General features: G+C 62.8%; 14 protein-coding genes. All 14 read left to right on the forward strand.

Going from position 1 to position 16,063, the window contains the following annotated elements:
• Window positions 1-8: 8 nt before the first annotated feature.
• The 14 genes from J7655_RS11290 (at window position 9) to nuoL (ending at window position 16,031) form a co-directional block, all read left to right on the forward strand.
• Window positions 9-650 (forward strand): DUF7931 domain-containing protein, encoded by a 642-nt coding sequence (locus tag J7655_RS11290; RefSeq protein WP_230924523.1) that lies wholly within the window; start codon window positions 9-11, stop codon window positions 648-650.
• Entirely contained in the window at window positions 647-1,456 is an 810-nt protein-coding gene (locus J7655_RS11295) for a secretin N-terminal domain-containing protein (RefSeq protein WP_230924524.1), read from the forward strand. Before J7655_RS11290 ends, J7655_RS11295 begins: the two co-directional genes overlap by 4 nt.
• Window positions 1,457-2,015: 559 nt before the next feature.
• A complete protein-coding gene (locus J7655_RS11300; protein ID WP_230924525.1) occupies window positions 2,016-3,611 on the forward strand; it encodes an isocitrate lyase in 1,596 nt (531 codons plus the stop codon).
• Window positions 3,612-4,191: 580 nt separating this feature from the next.
• Window positions 4,192-4,605, forward strand: coding sequence for an NADH-quinone oxidoreductase subunit A (locus J7655_RS11305; protein WP_125873291.1), 414 nt, complete (start codon window positions 4,192-4,194; stop codon window positions 4,603-4,605).
• Between the two features lie 10 nt (window positions 4,606-4,615).
• On the forward strand, window positions 4,616-5,293 hold the full coding sequence (locus J7655_RS11310) for a NuoB/complex I 20 kDa subunit family protein (RefSeq protein ID WP_013715478.1): 678 nt from the start codon (window positions 4,616-4,618) through the stop codon (window positions 5,291-5,293).
• Between the two features lie 63 nt (window positions 5,294-5,356).
• Entirely contained in the window at window positions 5,357-7,138 is a 1,782-nt protein-coding gene (nuoC, locus tag J7655_RS11315) for an NADH-quinone oxidoreductase subunit C/D (protein ID WP_230924526.1), read from the forward strand.
• 1 nt (window position 7,139) lies between these two features.
• Window positions 7,140-7,634 (forward strand): NADH-quinone oxidoreductase subunit NuoE, encoded by a 495-nt coding sequence (nuoE, locus tag J7655_RS11320; protein WP_230924527.1) that lies wholly within the window; start codon window positions 7,140-7,142, stop codon window positions 7,632-7,634.
• A complete protein-coding gene (gene nuoF, locus J7655_RS11325) occupies window positions 7,631-8,977 on the forward strand; it encodes an NADH-quinone oxidoreductase subunit NuoF (protein WP_230924528.1) in 1,347 nt (448 codons plus the stop codon). The genes nuoE and nuoF overlap by 4 nt, the downstream gene beginning before the upstream one ends.
• A gap of 58 nt (window positions 8,978-9,035) precedes the next feature.
• Window positions 9,036-11,744 carry an NADH-quinone oxidoreductase subunit NuoG gene (gene nuoG, locus J7655_RS11330; protein ID WP_230924529.1) on the forward strand — a complete coding sequence of 903 codons (2,709 nt, stop codon included), beginning with the start codon at window positions 9,036-9,038 and terminating at the stop codon, window positions 11,742-11,744.
• Entirely contained in the window at window positions 11,741-12,733 is a 993-nt protein-coding gene (gene nuoH / locus J7655_RS11335; RefSeq protein WP_230924530.1) for an NADH-quinone oxidoreductase subunit NuoH, read from the forward strand. Before nuoG ends, nuoH begins: the two co-directional genes overlap by 4 nt.
• Window positions 12,734-12,744: 11 nt before the next feature.
• Entirely contained in the window at window positions 12,745-13,293 is a 549-nt protein-coding gene (nuoI, locus tag J7655_RS11340; protein WP_112211259.1) for an NADH-quinone oxidoreductase subunit NuoI, read from the forward strand.
• Between the two features lie 67 nt (window positions 13,294-13,360).
• On the forward strand, window positions 13,361-13,870 hold the full coding sequence (nuoJ, locus tag J7655_RS11345; RefSeq protein WP_230924531.1) for an NADH-quinone oxidoreductase subunit J: 510 nt from the start codon (window positions 13,361-13,363) through the stop codon (window positions 13,868-13,870).
• The gene (gene nuoK, locus J7655_RS11350) at window positions 13,867-14,175 is read left to right on the forward strand and encodes an NADH-quinone oxidoreductase subunit NuoK (RefSeq protein ID WP_230924532.1); all 309 of its coding nucleotides are present in this window, start codon (window positions 13,867-13,869) and stop codon (window positions 14,173-14,175) included. Before nuoJ ends, nuoK begins: the two co-directional genes overlap by 4 nt.
• Complete coding sequence (nuoL, locus tag J7655_RS11355) at window positions 14,172-16,031, forward strand: NADH-quinone oxidoreductase subunit L (RefSeq protein ID WP_230924533.1); 1,860 nt, start codon at window positions 14,172-14,174, stop codon at window positions 16,029-16,031. The genes nuoK and nuoL overlap by 4 nt, the downstream gene beginning before the upstream one ends.
• Window positions 16,032-16,063: the final 32 nt, after the last annotated feature.

Raw genomic sequence — 16,063 nt, forward strand, 5'->3', positions numbered from 1 at the left:
AGACCCAGATGAACGAAAAAGACGCCCCGGTCGACCCGATCGATACGCCAGTTCCCATTGAGCTGGCGGCCATCGAATTCGAGTCGCCGGGGCGTTTTGCCGTGCATAACCCCGAATCCGTCACGGCGGATGCGGCGCAATGGGAACCCGCCCCGTTCACCCTCGGCCAGCATGAGCACCTGGAGCGCTTCAGCAAACCGCAGGAAGCGCGCTCGCATGTCCTGGCACTGATACAGCAGGCCCAGCGCAACCTGTGCCTGTATACCGACGATCTTGAGCCCTGGCTTTATCACCACAGCAGCGTGCAGAAGGCCTGCACCCGCTTCCTGCTGAACAGCCCGCGGGCGCGCCTGCGTATCCTGCTGCGCGATCCAACCCGTGCGGTGAAGGAAGGCCATCGCCTGCTCGCCCTATCGCGTCGGCTGTCCTCCAATCTGCATATCCGCAAACTCAACCCGGACTACGCCAGTGATGAACTGGCCTTCCTGATCGCCGACGACAGAGGCTTGTTCTTGCGCCCAGAACTCGATCAGCAGTCCGGCTACACCCTGTACAACGATCCGGCGCGCGTGCGCCAGCGCCAGGCCCAGTTCGATCAGGCCTGGGACACCAGCATTACCGACCCTGACTTGCGGAGCTTCCTGCTATGACCTTGCGCACGCTGTTCGCCGCCCTGCTTCTCGGCCTGTGCCTGCCTTTGCAAGCCGCGACCGAGGTGATCCCGCTGAATTACCGCACCGCCGACGACGTGCTCGGCGTGGTGCAGTCGATGCTCGGCAACGAGGGCAAGGTTAGCGCCTACGGCAACCAGCTGATCGTCAACGCCTCACCGGCCAAGATCGGCGAGGTGCGCGTACTGTTGCAGCAACTCGACACCCGTCCGCGTCGCCTGCTGATCACCGTGGAGAGCGCCGACAGCCATTACCAGAACGATCGCGGCTATCGCGTCGATGGCACGCTCAGCGCCGGCAATGCCGAGGTGCAGGTCGGCCGCGGCGAAGTGAACGGTCGTGACCAGGTGCGCATCATTCGCCGCAGCACTGACAGCCGTGGCGGCGGTACCCAGCAAGTACAGGCCACCGAAGGTTATCCGGCGCTGATCCAGGTCGGCCAGAGCGTGCCACTGACCACCACCCGTACCGGCCCTTACGGCCAGGTTTACCAGGACACCCAGTACCGCGACGTCACCCGCGGCTTCTACGTGACGGCCAGCCTCACCGGCGAGTTGGTGCACGTTTCCATCAGTAGCCAGCGTGACCGCATGAATGACCACCGCCCCGGGGTGGTCGATGTGCAGAGCACCGACACGCGCGTTAGCGGGCGTCTAGGTGAGTGGATCACACTCGGCGGCGTCAGCGAGGAAACCAGTTCCAGCGGCCGCGATGTACTGCGCAGACACACTACCCAGGGCCGTGAAGACATGTCGCTACGCCTCAAGGTCGAAGCGCTCGACTAACGCTCCGACCAAAGTCGAATGCTCTTTAGCCCTAAGCATGATGGACAAGTCGCACAACCCGAAAACTGCTTGAAACGCCCGCCCCATGGGCTGCCTGGCATGACCAGGCAGTCGCCGAATGAATATGTAGTAGTTTAAAAAAACCACTACAAAACGTTTGACGAAGCATCTTCCCAGAGGCATGATGGCCTCGCTCCCGCTAGCCAGGGGTCCTGAAAAGGATCTCCAGACCGCCCGCGAAGTACTTCGCTACGGTCCGTGTCCCAACAGCCCATAAGGCCGTACGACGAGGTTGCGACTGGAACGAAGTTGTCCTGAGGGACGGGGAAGCGTTAAGTAACAGACAGCTCGCCAGGTTCAGCGCAGTGCCAAGGGTTTCCACGAGCCCGACGCCTGAAGCGACCAGCGATCTGCTCGCCTACATCCCCCTCTTCGCAGTACACCCTCGCCTTTCAGCCGTTTTCTCGCCGTCGAAGTGGTAGCCGCCCAGCCGCTGCATTCGTGCACGCTTTGCGTGGGTAGTCGGTGCTCAACCAACACATTTTCTGAAGGATTGACCATGTCCGCATATCAAAACGACATCAAGGCTGTAGCCGCTCTGAAAGAGAAGTTCGGCAGCAGCTGGAGCGCTATCAACCCCGAGTCCGTCGCCCGTATGCGCGCTCAGAACCGTTTCAAGACCGGTCTGGAAATCGCTCAGTACACCGCTGACATCATGCGCAAGGATATGGAAGAGTACGACGCCGACTCCTCCCTCTACACCCAGTCGCTGGGTTGCTGGCACGGCTTCATTGGTCAGCAGAAGCTGATCTCGATCAAGAAGCACCTGAAAACCACCAACAAGCGCTACCTCTACCTGTCCGGCTGGATGGTCGCCGCTCTGCGCTCCGACTTCGGCCCGCTGCCGGATCAGTCGATGCACGAGAAAACCGCCGTCTCCGACCTGATCGAAGAGCTGTACACCTTCCTGCGCCAGGCTGACAGCCGCGAACTGGACCTGCTGTTCACTGCCCTGGACGCCGCTCGTGACGCTGGCGACCACGCCAAGGCCGCCGAGATCCAGAACCAGATCGACAACTTCGAAACCCACATCGTCCCGATCATCGCCGACATCGACGCTGGCTTCGGTAACCCGGAAGCCACCTACCTGCTGGCCAAGCGCATGATTGAAGCAGGCGCCTGCTGCATCCAGATCGAGAACCAGGTTTCCGATGAGAAGCAGTGCGGCCACCAGGACGGTAAAGTGACCGTTCCTCATGCCGACTTCCTGGCCAAGATCGCTGCCGTGCGTTACGCCTTCCTGGAACTGGGTATCGACAACGGCGTGATCGTTGCCCGTACCGACTCCCTGGGTGCTGGCCTGACCAAGCAGATCGCCGTGACCAAAGAGCCGGGCGACCTGGGCGACCTGTACAACTCCTTCCTCGATTGCGAAGAAATCTCCGAAGCCGAACTGGGCAACGGCGATGTCGTGATCAAACGTGAAGGCAAGCTGCTGCGTCCGAAGCGCCTGCCGTCCAACCTGTTCCAGTTCCGTGCCGGCACCGGCGAAGACCGCTGCGTCCTGGACTGCATCACCAGCCTACAGAACGGCGCCGACCTGCTGTGGATCGAAACCGAGAAACCGCACGTTGGCCAGATCAAGGCCATGGTTGACCGTATCCGCGAAGTCATCCCGAATGCCAAGCTGGTCTACAACAACAGCCCGTCCTTCAACTGGACCCTGAACTTCCGCCAGCAAGTGTTCGATGCATTCGTTGCCGAAGGCAAGGACGTGTCCGCCTACGACCGCGCCAAGCTGATGAGCGTCGAGTACGACGAAACCGAACTGGCTCAGGTTGCCGACGAGAAGATCCGCACCTTCCAGCGCGACGGCTCGGCCCACGCCGGCATCTTCCACCACCTGATCACCCTGCCGACCTACCACACCGCCGCGCTGTCCACCGACAACCTGGCCAAGGGTTACTTCGCCGACCAGGGCATGCTGGCCTACGTGAAAGGCGTACAGCGTCAGGAACTGCGCCAGGGCATCGCCTGCGTCAAGCACCAGAACATGGCCGGCTCGGACATCGGCGACAACCACAAGGAGTACTTCGCAGGCGAAGCGGCTCTGAAGGCCAGCGGTAAAGACAACACCATGAACCAGTTCCACTAAGAACGGTTCAACCGCTGCGGGCCACGCACCCGCAGCGGCCGATTGCCTAATCCGCCCCGGCTTGCCGGGGCTTTTTTTACTTGCGCGATAAACCGCTTCAGCCAAACAGGGCTCAGCCTTGGCATATCCAAGACAGGATGGGCGAGTGAATGTCCCAAGGCCCGATAAACCTTGATGCAGAGCTGCAGGCGTAGAGATACATCAAGAGAATTTAAGTCAATGCCTGCTGCCGCCGCCCCAATACCAAAGTGGCAGGCAATTACTCATCTTGCCGAGGCGCATCACCCAGCAAAATGAGGCAGATTAGCCGGATGAATGGGCGCCACGGATTGCCAGAACAAAGCCATCAGCTATAGTCCAGAAGCGCCGACCTGCATGGCCTGCGGCGCAATTACAGCGATGCGACAATTCAGGCAAAAACCTGGCAATAGTGATGAAAATGCAGGAATAATTTTCTCTGAAAAATTTACTTACAGTCGGCATACACATAGTATTGTAAACACACTTTGCGTCAGCACCCTTGACGGTGCTGGTCAGCTAACCAAATAAAAGCCGTTCCTTGAGTTCCAGGAGTACCGGCATGCCTGATGCGGTAACCACCATGTCCCAGAACTGGGCCTTCGCTGTTTTCTTGCTGGGTGTCTGCGCGCTCATCGCCTTCATGCTCGGCCTTTCCAGCCTGCTCGGCAGCAAGGCCTGGGGACGCAGCAAGAACGAACCCTTCGAGTCGGGCATGCTTCCCACCGGCAGCGCGCGTCTGCGCCTGTCAGCCAAGTTCTATCTGGTCGCGATGCTCTTCGTGATCTTCGACGTTGAAGCCCTCTATCTCTTCGCTTGGGCAGTCTCGGTACGCGAAAGCGGCTGGGCGGGCCTGATCGAAGCTACAGTTTTCATAGCAATTCTGTTGGCAGGTCTTGTCTATCTTTGGCGTATCGGCGCGCTCGATTGGGCACCGCAGGGACGTCGTGAACGGCAGGCGAAGCTAAAACAATGAGGCTTTGGCGATGCAATACAAACTTACTCGGGTCGACCCGAATGCGCCCAATGAGGCGTATCCGATCGGCCAGCGGGAGGTCGTTTCCGACCCGCTGCTAGAGGATCAGGTTCACAAGAACATCTACATGGGCAAGCTCTCGGACGTGCTTAACGGCGCAGTCAATTGGGGGCGCAAGAATTCCTTGTGGCCGTACAACTTCGGCCTGTCCTGCTGCTATGTGGAAATGACCACCGCCTTCACCGCCCCGCATGACGTGGCGCGCTTCGGTGCGGAAGTCATTCGCGCATCACCCCGCCAGGCCGACTTCATGGTCATTGCCGGCACCTGCTTCATCAAGATGGCGCCGGTCATTCAGCGTCTCTACGAGCAGATGCTGGAGCCCAAGTGGGTCATTTCCATGGGTTCATGCGCCAACTCCGGCGGCATGTACGACATCTACTCGGTCGTTCAGGGCGTGGACAAGTTCCTCCCCGTGGACGTCTACATTCCCGGCTGCCCGCCCCGCCCCGAGGCGTTCCTGCAAGGCTTGATGCTGCTGCAGGAATCCATCGGCCAGGAGCGCCGCCCGCTATCCTGGGTCGTTGGCGATCAAGGCATCTACCGTGCCGAAATGCCTTCGCAGAAGGAACAGCGTCGCGAGCAGCGAATCGCCGTTACCAACCTGCGTAGCCCCGACGAAGTCTGAGCCGATGCTTGCCTGCGCAAGCGTCATGCCCACTTTCTACGTTGATCGACAGCGACCGAGACCATGACTCAAGACACCGTTGTGTCCATACCGCCTTACAAGGCTGACGACCAGGACGTCGTCGCCGAACTGCGCGCCCGTTTTGGCGACGACAGTTTCACCCTGCAAGCGACCCGCACCGGCATGCCGGTACTCTGGGTCGCCCGTGAGCGCCTTATTGAAGTGCTCACCTGCCTGCGCAACCTGCCGCGCCCCTACGTGATGCTCTACGACCTGCACGGCGTCGACGAGCGCCTGCGCACCCAGCGTCGCGGCCTGCCAGACGCCGACTTCACGGTGTTCTATCACCTGATGTCGCTGGAGCGTAATAGCGACGTGATGATCAAGGTCGCCTTGTCCGAGCGCGACCTCAAACTGCCCACCGCCACCGGCATCTGGCCCAACGCCAACTGGTACGAGCGCGAAGTCTGGGATCTGTACGGCATCACCTTTACCGGCCACCCGCACCTGAGTCGCATCATGATGCCGCCGACCTGGGAAGGCCACCCGCTGCGCAAGGACTACCCGGCGCGCGCCACCGAATTCGATCCGTTCAGCCTGACCCTGGCCAAGCAGCAGTTGGAAGAAGAAGCCGCGCGCTTCAAGCCTGAAGACTGGGGCATGAAACGCGGCGGCGAGCACGAGGACTACATGTTCCTCAACCTCGGCCCCAACCACCCCTCTGCCCACGGCGCCTTCCGCATCATCCTGCAGCTCGACGGCGAAGAGATCGTCGATTGCGTACCGGAGATCGGCTACCACCACCGTGGTGCCGAAAAGATGGCCGAACGCCAGAGCTGGCACAGCTTCATCCCCTACACCGACCGCATCGACTACCTCGGCGGGGTGATGAACAACCTGCCCTACGTGCTCTCGGTGGAGAAACTCGCCGGTATCAAGGTGCCGGCCCGGGTCGACTTCATCCGCGTGATGCTCGCCGAGTTCTTCCGCATCACCAGCCACCTGCTGTTCCTCGGTACCTATATCCAGGATGTCGGCGCCATGACCCCGGTGTTCTTCACCTTCACCGATCGCCAGCGCGCCTACAAGGTGATCGAAGCCATCACCGGCTTCCGCCTGCATCCGGCCTGGTATCGCATCGGTGGCGTCGCCCACGACCTGCCGCGCGGTTGGGACAAGCTGGTCAAGGAATTCGTCGACTGGCTGCCCAAGCGCCTCGACGAATACGAGAAGGCGGCGCTGAAGAACAGCATCCTCAAGGCCCGTACCATCGGTGTGGCGCAGTACAACACCAAGGAAGCGCTGGAATGGGGCACCACCGGCGCCGGCCTGCGCGCCACCGGCTGCGACTTCGACCTGCGCAAGGCGCGCCCGTACTCCGGCTACGAGCACTTCGAGTTCGAGGTGCCACTGGCGGCCAATGGCGACGCCTATGACCGCTGCATGGTGCGCGTAGAGGAGATGCGCCAGAGCATCCGCATCATCGACCAGTGCCTGAAGAACATGCCGGAAGGCCCGTACAAGGCCGATCACCCGCTGACCACGCCGCCGCCGAAAGAACGCACGCTGCAGCACATCGAAACCCTGATCACCCACTTCCTGCAGGTTTCCTGGGGCCCGGTCATGCCGGCCAACGAAGCCTTCCAGATGATCGAGGCGACCAAGGGCATCAACAGCTACTACCTGACGAGCGACGGCAGCACCATGAGCTACCGCACCCGGATTCGCACCCCCAGCTTCGCCCACCTGCAGCAGATCCCTTCGGTGATTCGCGGCAGCATGGTGGCGGATCTGATCGCCTACCTGGGCAGTATCGACTTCGTCATGGCCGATGTGGACCGCTGACATGAGCACGCTAATTCAGACCGACCGTTTCACCCTCAGCGAAACCGAGCGCTCGGCCATCGAGCACGAGATGCATCACTACGAAGACCCTCGCGCTGCCAGCATCGAAGCGCTGAAGATCGTGCAGAAGCAGCGCGGCTGGGTGCCCGACGGCGCCGCCGATGCCATTGGCGAAATTCTCGGCATCCCGGCCAGCGACGTCGAGGGCGTGGCCACCTTCTACAGCCAGATATTCCGCCAGCCGGTTGGTCGTCATGTGATTCGCGTGTGCGACAGCATGACCTGCTACATCGGCGGCCATGAGTCGGTGGTCAGTGAGATGCAGAAGCAGCTTGGCATCGGCCTTGGCCAGACCACCAGCGATGAGCGCTTCACCCTGCTGCCGGTGTGCTGCCTGGGCAACTGCGACAAGGCCCCGGCGCTGATGATCGACGACGACACCTTCGGCGATGTCCAGCCTGACGGCGTCGCCAAGCTGCTGGAGGCCTACAAATGAAGACCCTCACCTCCATCGGCCCAGCCAACCGCATCGCCCGCAGCGAAGAAACCCACCCGCTGACCTGGCGCCTGCGTGACGACGCCCAGCCGGTATGGCTGCAGGAATACCAGCAGAAGAACGGCTACGCGGCCGCACGCAAGGCACTGACCGAGATGGCCCAGGCCGACATCGTGCAGACCGTCAAGGAATCCGGCCTCAAGGGTCGCGGCGGCGCAGGCTTCCCCACCGGGGTGAAGTGGGGCCTGATGCCGGCCGACGAATCCATGAACATCCGCTACCTGCTGTGCAATGCGGACGAAATGGAGCCCAACACCTGGAAAGACCGCATGCTGATGGAACAGCTGCCACACCTGTTGGTGGAAGGCATGCTGATCTCGGCGCGTGCGCTCAAGGCCTACCGCGGCTACATCTTCCTGCGCGGCGAATACGTCGACGCCGCCGCCAACCTCAACCGCGCCATCGAGGAAGCCAAGGCCGCAGGCCTCTTGGGCAAGAACATCTTCGGCTCAGGCTTCGATTTCGAGCTGTTCGTGCACACTGGCGCTGGCCGCTACATCTGCGGCGAAGAAACCGCGCTGATCAACTCGCTGGAAGGCCGCCGCGCCAACCCGCGCGCCAAGCCGCCCTTCCCGGCTGCCGTCGGCGTCTGGGGCAAGCCGACCTGCGTCAACAACGTCGAAACCCTGTGCAACGTGCCGGCCATCATTGGCCAGGGCGTGGACTGGTACAAGAGCCTCGCCCGCCCCGGCAGCGAAGACCACGGCACCAAGCTGATGGGCTTCTCCGGCAAGGTGAAGAACCCCGGCCTGTGGGAACTGCCGTTCGGCATCAGCGCCCGCGAGCTGTTCGAGGACTACGCCGGCGGCATGCGTGACGGCTACAGGCTCAAATGCTGGCAGCCTGGCGGCGCCGGTACCGGCTTCCTGCTGCCCGAGCACCTCGAGGCGCAGATGTACGCCGGCGGTATCGCCAAGGTCGGCACGCGCATGGGCACCGGCCTGGCGCTGGCGGTGGACGACTCGATCAACATGGTGTCCTTGCTGCGCAATATGGAAGAGTTCTTCGCCCGCGAGTCCTGTGGCTGGTGCACGCCGTGCCGCGACGGCCTGCCGTGGAGCGTAAAGATCCTCCGCGCCCTGGAACGCGGCGAAGGCACCCGCGAGGACATCGCCACCCTGCTCGGCCTGGTCAACTTCCTCGGCCCGGGCAAGACCTTCTGTGCTCACGCGCCGGGTGCCGTGGAGCCGTTGGGCAGTGCGATCAAGTATTTCCGCGACGAGTTCGAGGCCGGTGTGGCCCAGGTGGCGAATACGCCCCGCACGCCGGTGACTGCGAGCTGAACAGACGAATTCCCTTAGCCAGCCGCTTTAACCAGCGGGTAAACGAAGACTTGAAGAAATGGCCACTATCCACGTAGACGGCAAAGATTTCGAAGTCGATGGTGCAGACAACCTCCTGCAGGCCTGCCTGTCCCTCGGACTCGATATCCCCTACTTCTGCTGGCACCCGGCGCTAGGCAGCGTCGGCGCGTGCCGGCAGTGCGCGGTCAAGCAGTACAACGACGAGAACGACACCCGTGGTCGTATCGTCATGTCCTGCATGACGCCAGCCACCGACAACACCTGGATCAGCATTGACGACGAGGAATCCAAGGCGTTCCGCGCCAGTGTCGTCGAATGGCTGATGACCAACCACCCACATGACTGTCCAGTCTGTGAAGAGGGCGGTAACTGCCACCTGCAAGATATGACGGTGATGACCGGGCACAACGCCCGTCGCTACCGCTTCACCAAGCGCACCCACCAGAACCAGGAGCTCGGCCCGTTCATCGCCCACGAGATGAACCGCTGCATCGCCTGCTATCGCTGCGTGCGCTACTACAAGGACTACGCCGGCGGCACCGACCTCGGCGTCTACGGCGCGCACGACAACGTGTACTTCGGCCGCGTCGAGGACGGCACGCTGGAAAGTGAATTTTCTGGCAACTTAGTCGAAGTCTGCCCGACAGGGGTATTTACTGACAAAACCCACTCTGAGCGCTATAACCGCAAGTGGGACATGCAGTTCGCCCCAAGCATCTGCCACGGCTGCTCCAGCGGCTGCAACATCAGCCCCGGTGAGCGCTACGGCGAACTGCGCCGTATCGAGAACCGCTTCAACGGCTCGGTGAACCAGTACTTCCTCTGTGACCGTGGCCGCTTCGGCTATGGCTACGTCAACAATGCGGATCGCCCGCGTCAGCCGTTGCTGGCTGGCCAGGCCATCGGCATCGATGCCGCGCTGGACAAGGCCGCCGAGCTGCTCAAGGGCAAGCGTGTGATCGGCATTGGCTCGCCGCGTGCCAGCCTCGAATCCAACTTCGCCCTGCGCGAACTGGTGGGCGCCGACAACTTCTATAGTGGTATTGCGGCCAGCGAACTGGCCAATATCCGCCTGATCCGCGACATCCTGCAAAACGGCCCGTTGCCGACGCCGACCCTGCGCGATATCGAGCTGCACGACGCCATCTTCGTTCTTGGCGAAGACCTGACCCAGACCGCCGCACGCCTGGCCCTGGCCCTGCGTCAAGCGGTCAAGGGCAAGGCCACCGAAATCGCTGCCGGTGCGCGCATTCAGGACTGGCACATGGCGGCCGTGCAGAATGTTGCGCAGCACGCGCGGCATCCGCTGTTTATCGCCAGCGTTGCGGAAACCCACCTGGACGACGTGGCTGCCGAAAGCGTGCAGGCCGCCCCGGCCGACCTGGCTCGCATCGGTTTCGCCGTGGCTCACGCCATCGACCCGAGCGCACCGGCGGTCGACGGTCTGGAAGCCGAGACCCGAGAGCTGGTACAGCGCATCGCCGATGCCCTGCTGACAGCCCAACGCCCGCTGATCGTCTCCGGCGCCTCGCTGGGCGACAAAGCCCTGCTCGAAGCCGCCGCCAATATCGCCAGCGCGCTGAAAAACCGTGAGAAGAATGGCTCGCTGAGCCTGGTGGTGCCCGAGGCCAACAGCCTGGGCTTGGCACTGCTGGGCGGCGAGTCCGTCGATGCCGCGCTCGATGCGCTGAGCAACGGCCAGGCCGATGCCGTGATCGTGCTGGAAAACGACCTGTACCGCCGCGCCGATGCGGCCAAGGTCGATGCAGCGCTCAGCGCCGCTCAGACAGTGATCGTCGCCGATCACCAACGCACCGCCACCAGCGAACGCGCCCACCTGCTGTTGCCGGTGGCGAGCTTCGCCGAAGGCGACGGCACCCTGGTCAGCCTGGAAGGCCGCGCCCAGCGCTTCTTCCAGGTCTATGAGCCGAGCTACTACGACGCGGGCATTCTGATCCGCGAAGGCTGGCGCTGGCTGCACGCGCTGCACAGCACCCTGCAAGGCAAGGCCGTGGACTGGACGCAGCTGGATCAGGTCACCGCAGCCTGCGCCGCCAGCAATACGTTGCTGGCCGGGATCAAGGACGCCGCGCCGAGCGCCTCGTTCCGCATCAAGGGTCTCAAGCTGGCCCGCGAGCCGCACCGCTACAGTGGCCGCACCGCCATGCGCGCCAATATCAGCGTGCACGAGCCGCGTCAGCCGCAGGATCAGGACAGCGCCTTCGCCTTCTCCATGGAAGGCTACGCCGGCAGCAAGGAAGATCGGCAGCAGATTCCATTCGCCTGGTCGCCGGGCTGGAACTCGCCGCAGGCCTGGAACAAGTTCCAGGACGAGGTCGGTGGTCACCTGCGCGCCGGCGACCCCGGCGTGCGCCTGCTCGAAGCCGCCGGTAACGCCCTGCCCTGGTTCGCCGTCAATGCTGCGTTCAACCCGGTAGCCGGCACCTGGCAGGTGGCGCCACTGCACCACCTGTTCGGCAGCGAGGAAAACTCCGCGCGTGCCAAACCGATCCAGGAACGCATCCCCGAACCCTACGTGGCCCTGGCCCGCGATGAAGCGGCTCGCCTTGGGGTGAACGACGGTGCACTGCTGGCCCTGAGCGTCAACGGCCAGGCGCTGCGCCTGCCGCTGCAGGTGCGTGATGATCTGGCCGTCGGTCTGGTCGGTCTGCCGGTTGGCCTGCCGGGCATTCCGGCAGCAGTCGCCGGTGCCAGCGTGACCCTGCTGCAGGAGGCCGCGCAATGAACTGGTTGACGCCCGAACTGATCGAGATCGTCATCGCGGTACTCAAGGCCATCGTCATCCTGCTGGTGGTGGTGGTATGCGGCGCACTGCTGAGCTTCGTCGAACGCCGTCTGCTCGGCTGGTGGCAGGATCGCTACGGCCCCAACCGTGTGGGGCCGTTCGGCATGTTTCAGATCGCCGCCGACATGATCAAGATGTTCTTCAAGGAGGACTGGACGCCGCCGTTCGCCGACAAGTTCATCTTCATCCTGGCGCCGATGATCGCCTTTTCGGCGATGCTGATGGCCTTCGCCATCATCCCCATCACCCCGAACTGGGGCGTGGCGGACTTGAACATCGGCATCCTGTTCTTCTTCGCAATGGCGGGCTTGTCGGTGTATGCGGTGCTGTTCGCTGGCTGGGCAAGCAACAACAAGTTCGCCCTGCTCGGTGCCCTGCGTGCTTCGGCACAGACGGTGTCCTACGAAGTGTTCCTGGCCCTGGCTCTAATGGGCGTGGTGGCGCAGGTCGGCTCGTTCAACATGCGCGACATCGTCGATTACCAGGCGCAGAACCTGTGGTTCATCATTCCGCAGTTCTTCGGCTTCTGTACCTTCTTCATCGCTGCCGTGGCCGTGACCCACCGTCACCCGTTCGACCAGCCGGAAGCCGAGCAGGAGCTGGCCGACGGTTACCACATCGAATACGCCGGGATGAAATGGGGCATGTTCTTCGTCGGCGAATACGTGGCCATCGTCACCGTGTCGGCGCTGCTGGTAACCCTGTTCTTCGGTGGCTGGCACGGCCCGTTCGGCATCCTGCCGCAGATTCCGTTCTTCTGGTTCGCGCTGAAAACGGCCTTCTTCATCATGATCTTCATCCTGCTGCGCGCGTCGATCCCACGCCCGCGCTATGACCAGGTCATGGCCTTCAGTTGGAAGTTCTGCCTGCCGCTGACCCTGATCAACCTGCTGGTGACCGGCGCCGTCGTGCTGGCCACGGCCCAGTAAGGAGAAAAGCAATGTTCAAGTACATCTGGGACGTGCTGGTCGGTACCGGCACCCAACTGCGCAGCCTGGTCATGGTGTTCAGCCACGGCTTTCGCAAGCGCGACACCCTGCAATACCCGGAAGAGGCGGTCTACCTGCCGCCGCGCTACCGTGGCCGCATCGTCCTGACCCGCGACCCCGACGGCGAGGAACGCTGCGTGGCCTGCAACCTGTGCGCCGTGGCCTGCCCGGTGGGCTGCATCTCGTTGCAGAAGGCCGAGACCGACGACGGGCGCTGGTACCCGGAGTTCTTCCGCATCAACTTCTCGCGCTGCATTTTCTGCGGCCTGTGCGAGGAAGCCTGCCCGACCACTGCGATCCAGCTCACTCCCGATTTCGAGATGGGCGAGTTCAAGCGCCAGGATCTGGTGTACGAGAAGGAAGACCTGCTGATCAGCGGCCCCGGCAAGAACCCGGACTACAACTTCTACCGCGTTGCCGGTATGGCCATCGCCGGCAAGCCCAAGGGTGCCGCGCAGAACGAGGCCGAGCCGATCAACGTCAAGAGCCTGCTGCCATGACTCGTTCTTACCCTCTCCCCCAGTCCCTCTCCCGCATGCGGGAGAGGGGTGCAATGAGGAGCATCTGATGGAATTCGCGTTCTACTTTTCCGCCGGTGTGGCGGTGGCATCGACGGTTGGGGTGGTCACCAACACCAACCCGGTGCATGCCCTGCTCTATCTCATCGTCTCGCTGCTGGCGGTGTCGATGGTGTTCTTCGCCCTCGGTGCGCCCTTTGCCGGCGCGCTGGAAATCATCGTCTACGCCGGCGCCATCATGGTGCTGTTCGTCTTCGTGGTAATGATGCTCAACCTTGGCCCGGCTGCTGCCGAGCAGGAGCGCAAATGGCTGACGCCCGGCATCTGGGTCGGCCCGGCGATTCTCAGCGCGCTGCTGCTCGGTCAGTTGCTCTATGTGCTGCTGAACCACGTCAGCGACGCCCACATCGGCCACACCACGGTCGAAGCCAAGGCTGTCGGCATCAGCCTGTTCGGGCCTTATCTGCTGGCGGTAGAGCTGGCCTCCATGCTGCTGCTCGCTGCACTGGTCGCTGCCTACCACCTGGGCCGCCATGACGCCAAGGAGCCCACCGTATGACCGGCATCCCACTCGAACACGGCCTGGCCCTGGCCGGCGTGCTGTTCTGCATCGGCCTGGTCGGCCTGATGGTGCGGCGCAACATCCTGTTCATCCTGATGAGCCTGGAAGTGATGATGAACGCCGCTGCACTGGCCTTCGTCGTGGTTGGTGCCCGTTGGGGCGCGGCTGACGGCCAGGTGATGTTCATTCTGGTGATCACCCTGGCAGCCGCCGAGGCCAGCATCGGCCTGGCGATCCTGCTGCAGCTGTATCGCCGCTTCAATACCCTGGATATCGACGCTGCCAGCGAGATGCGCGGATGAACCTTCTAGCCCTGACTCTATTCTTCCCGCTGCTCGGCTGGCTGCTGCTGGCCTTCTCGCGCGGACGCTTCTCGGAAAACACCAGCGCGGTGATCGGCGTTGGCTCCATCGGCCTGGCCGCTGCCAGCGCTGCCTGGGTCATCGCCGCCTTTCTCGGCAATCCGCCGGCCGGTGGCGCCTACAGCCTGACCCTGTGGCAGTGGATGAGCGTCGAAGGCCTGGCGCCGAGCTTCACCCTGCATCTGGATGGTCTGTCGGCCACCATGCTCGGCGTAGTCACCGGCGTGGGTTTTCTGATCCACCTGTTCGCCAGCTGGTATATGCGTGGCGAGGAAGGTTACTCACGTTTCTTCGCTTACACCAACCTGTTCATCTTCAGCATGTTGCTGCTGGTACTCGGCGACAACCTGCTGGTGTTGTTCTTCGGCTGGGAAGGCGTGGGCCTGTGCTCGTACCTGCTGATCGGCTTCTACTACAAGCACGTGCCCAACGGTAACGCGGCGCTCAAGGCCTTCATCGTCACCCGCGTCGGCGACGTGTTCCTGATGATCGGTATGTTCCTGCTGTTCATCAACCTCGGCACTCTGAACATTCAGGAGCTGATGGTGCTGGCGCCGCAAAAATACGTGGCCGGCGATACCTGGCTGTGGGTTGCCACGCTGATGCTGCTCGGCGGCGCGGTGGGCAAGTCCGCCCAGTTGCCGCTGCAGACCTGGCTGGCCGACGCCATGGCCGGCCCGACGCCGGTGTCGGCGCTGATCCACGCGGCGACCATGGTGACTGCAGGCGTCTACCTGATCGCCCGTACCCACGGCCTGTTCCTACTGACCCCGGAGATTCTCGAGCTGGTCGGCGTCGTTGGCGGCGTGACCCTGGTGCTGGCCGGTTTCGCTGCACTGGTACAAACCGACATCAAGCGCATCCTCGCCTACTCGACCATGAGCCAGATCGGCTACATGTTCCTGGCCCTGGGCGTCGGTGCCTGGGATGCGGCAATCTTCCACCTGATGACCCACGCCTTCTTCAAGGCCCTGCTGTTCCTCGCATCCGGTGCGGTGATCCATGCCTGCCACCACGAGCAGAACATCTTCAAGATGGGTGGGCTGTGGAAGAAGCTGCCGCTGGCCTATGCCAGCTTCATCGTCGGTGGTTCCGCGCTGGCTGCCCTGCCGTTGCTGACCGCCGGCTTCTACTCCAAGGACGAGATCCTCTGGGAAGCCTTCGCCAGCGGTCATAGCGAGCTGCTCTACGCGGGCCTGGTCGGCGCCTTCCTGACCTCGATCTACACCTTCCGCCTAATCTTCATCGCCTTCCACGGCGAGCAGAAGACCGAGGCGCACGCCGGTCATGGCATCGCCCACAACCTGCCGCTGATGGTGCTGATCGTGCTGTCCACCTTCATCGGTGCCTGGATCACCCCGCCGCTGGCCGGCGTGCTGCCGCAAAGCGTCGGCCATGCCGGTGGCGAGGCCAAGCACAGCCTGGAACTGCTGTCGGGGCTGATCGCGGTGAGCGGTATCGTCATCGCCGCCCTACTCTTCCTCGGCCAGCGTCGCGTCGCATCTGCCGTGGCGCAGAGCACGCCGGGTCGCCTGCTGAGCGCCCTGTGGTTCGCTGCCTGGGGCTTCGACTGGCTCTACGACAAGCTGTTCGTACGCCCTTATCTGGCGCTCTGCCACCTGCTGCGCCGCGACCCCATCGACCGCAGCATCGGCCTGATTCCGCTGCTCGCGCGTGGCGGCAACGCCGCACTGGTACGCAGCGAAACCGGCCAGGTGCGCTGGTACGCCGCTTCGATCGCCGGGGGCGCCGTGCTGGTGCTCGCCGCCATCCTCTTTCTTGGTGGGGTCTATTGATGTTTCGCACACGGCCGCGCCGGAGCCCGTTT

It is taken from the genome of Pseudomonas wenzhouensis, assembly GCF_021029445.1.
Lineage (GTDB): Bacteria > Pseudomonadota > Gammaproteobacteria > Pseudomonadales > Pseudomonadaceae > Aquipseudomonas > Aquipseudomonas wenzhouensis.

Excerpts from the sequence above, each read along its gene's own strand:
- nuoK (WP_230924532.1), top strand. The coding sequence starts at position 13,867 with ATGACCGGCATCCCACTCGAACACGGCCTGGCCCTGGCCGGCGTGCTG.
- nuoL (WP_230924533.1), top strand. The coding sequence starts at position 14,172 with ATGAACCTTCTAGCCCTGACTCTATTCTTCCCGCTGCTCGGCTGGCTG.
- nuoH (WP_230924530.1), top strand. The coding sequence starts at position 11,741 with ATGAACTGGTTGACGCCCGAACTGATCGAGATCGTCATCGCGGTACTC.
- J7655_RS11290 (WP_230924523.1), top strand. The coding sequence starts at position 9 with ATGAACGAAAAAGACGCCCCGGTCGACCCGATCGATACGCCAGTTCCC.
- nuoC (WP_230924526.1), top strand. The coding sequence starts at position 5,357 with ATGACTCAAGACACCGTTGTGTCCATACCGCCTTACAAGGCTGACGAC.
- J7655_RS11295 (WP_230924524.1), top strand. The coding sequence starts at position 647 with ATGACCTTGCGCACGCTGTTCGCCGCCCTGCTTCTCGGCCTGTGCCTG.
- nuoJ (WP_230924531.1), top strand. The coding sequence starts at position 13,361 with ATGGAATTCGCGTTCTACTTTTCCGCCGGTGTGGCGGTGGCATCGACG.
- nuoF (WP_230924528.1), top strand. The coding sequence starts at position 7,631 with ATGAAGACCCTCACCTCCATCGGCCCAGCCAACCGCATCGCCCGCAGC.
- nuoE (WP_230924527.1), top strand. The coding sequence starts at position 7,140 with ATGAGCACGCTAATTCAGACCGACCGTTTCACCCTCAGCGAAACCGAG.
- nuoG (WP_230924529.1), top strand. The coding sequence starts at position 9,036 with ATGGCCACTATCCACGTAGACGGCAAAGATTTCGAAGTCGATGGTGCA.
- J7655_RS11305 (WP_125873291.1), top strand. The coding sequence starts at position 4,192 with ATGCCTGATGCGGTAACCACCATGTCCCAGAACTGGGCCTTCGCTGTT.
- nuoI (WP_112211259.1), top strand. The coding sequence starts at position 12,745 with ATGTTCAAGTACATCTGGGACGTGCTGGTCGGTACCGGCACCCAACTG.
- J7655_RS11310 (WP_013715478.1), top strand. The coding sequence starts at position 4,616 with ATGCAATACAAACTTACTCGGGTCGACCCGAATGCGCCCAATGAGGCG.
- J7655_RS11300 (WP_230924525.1), top strand. The coding sequence starts at position 2,016 with ATGTCCGCATATCAAAACGACATCAAGGCTGTAGCCGCTCTGAAAGAG.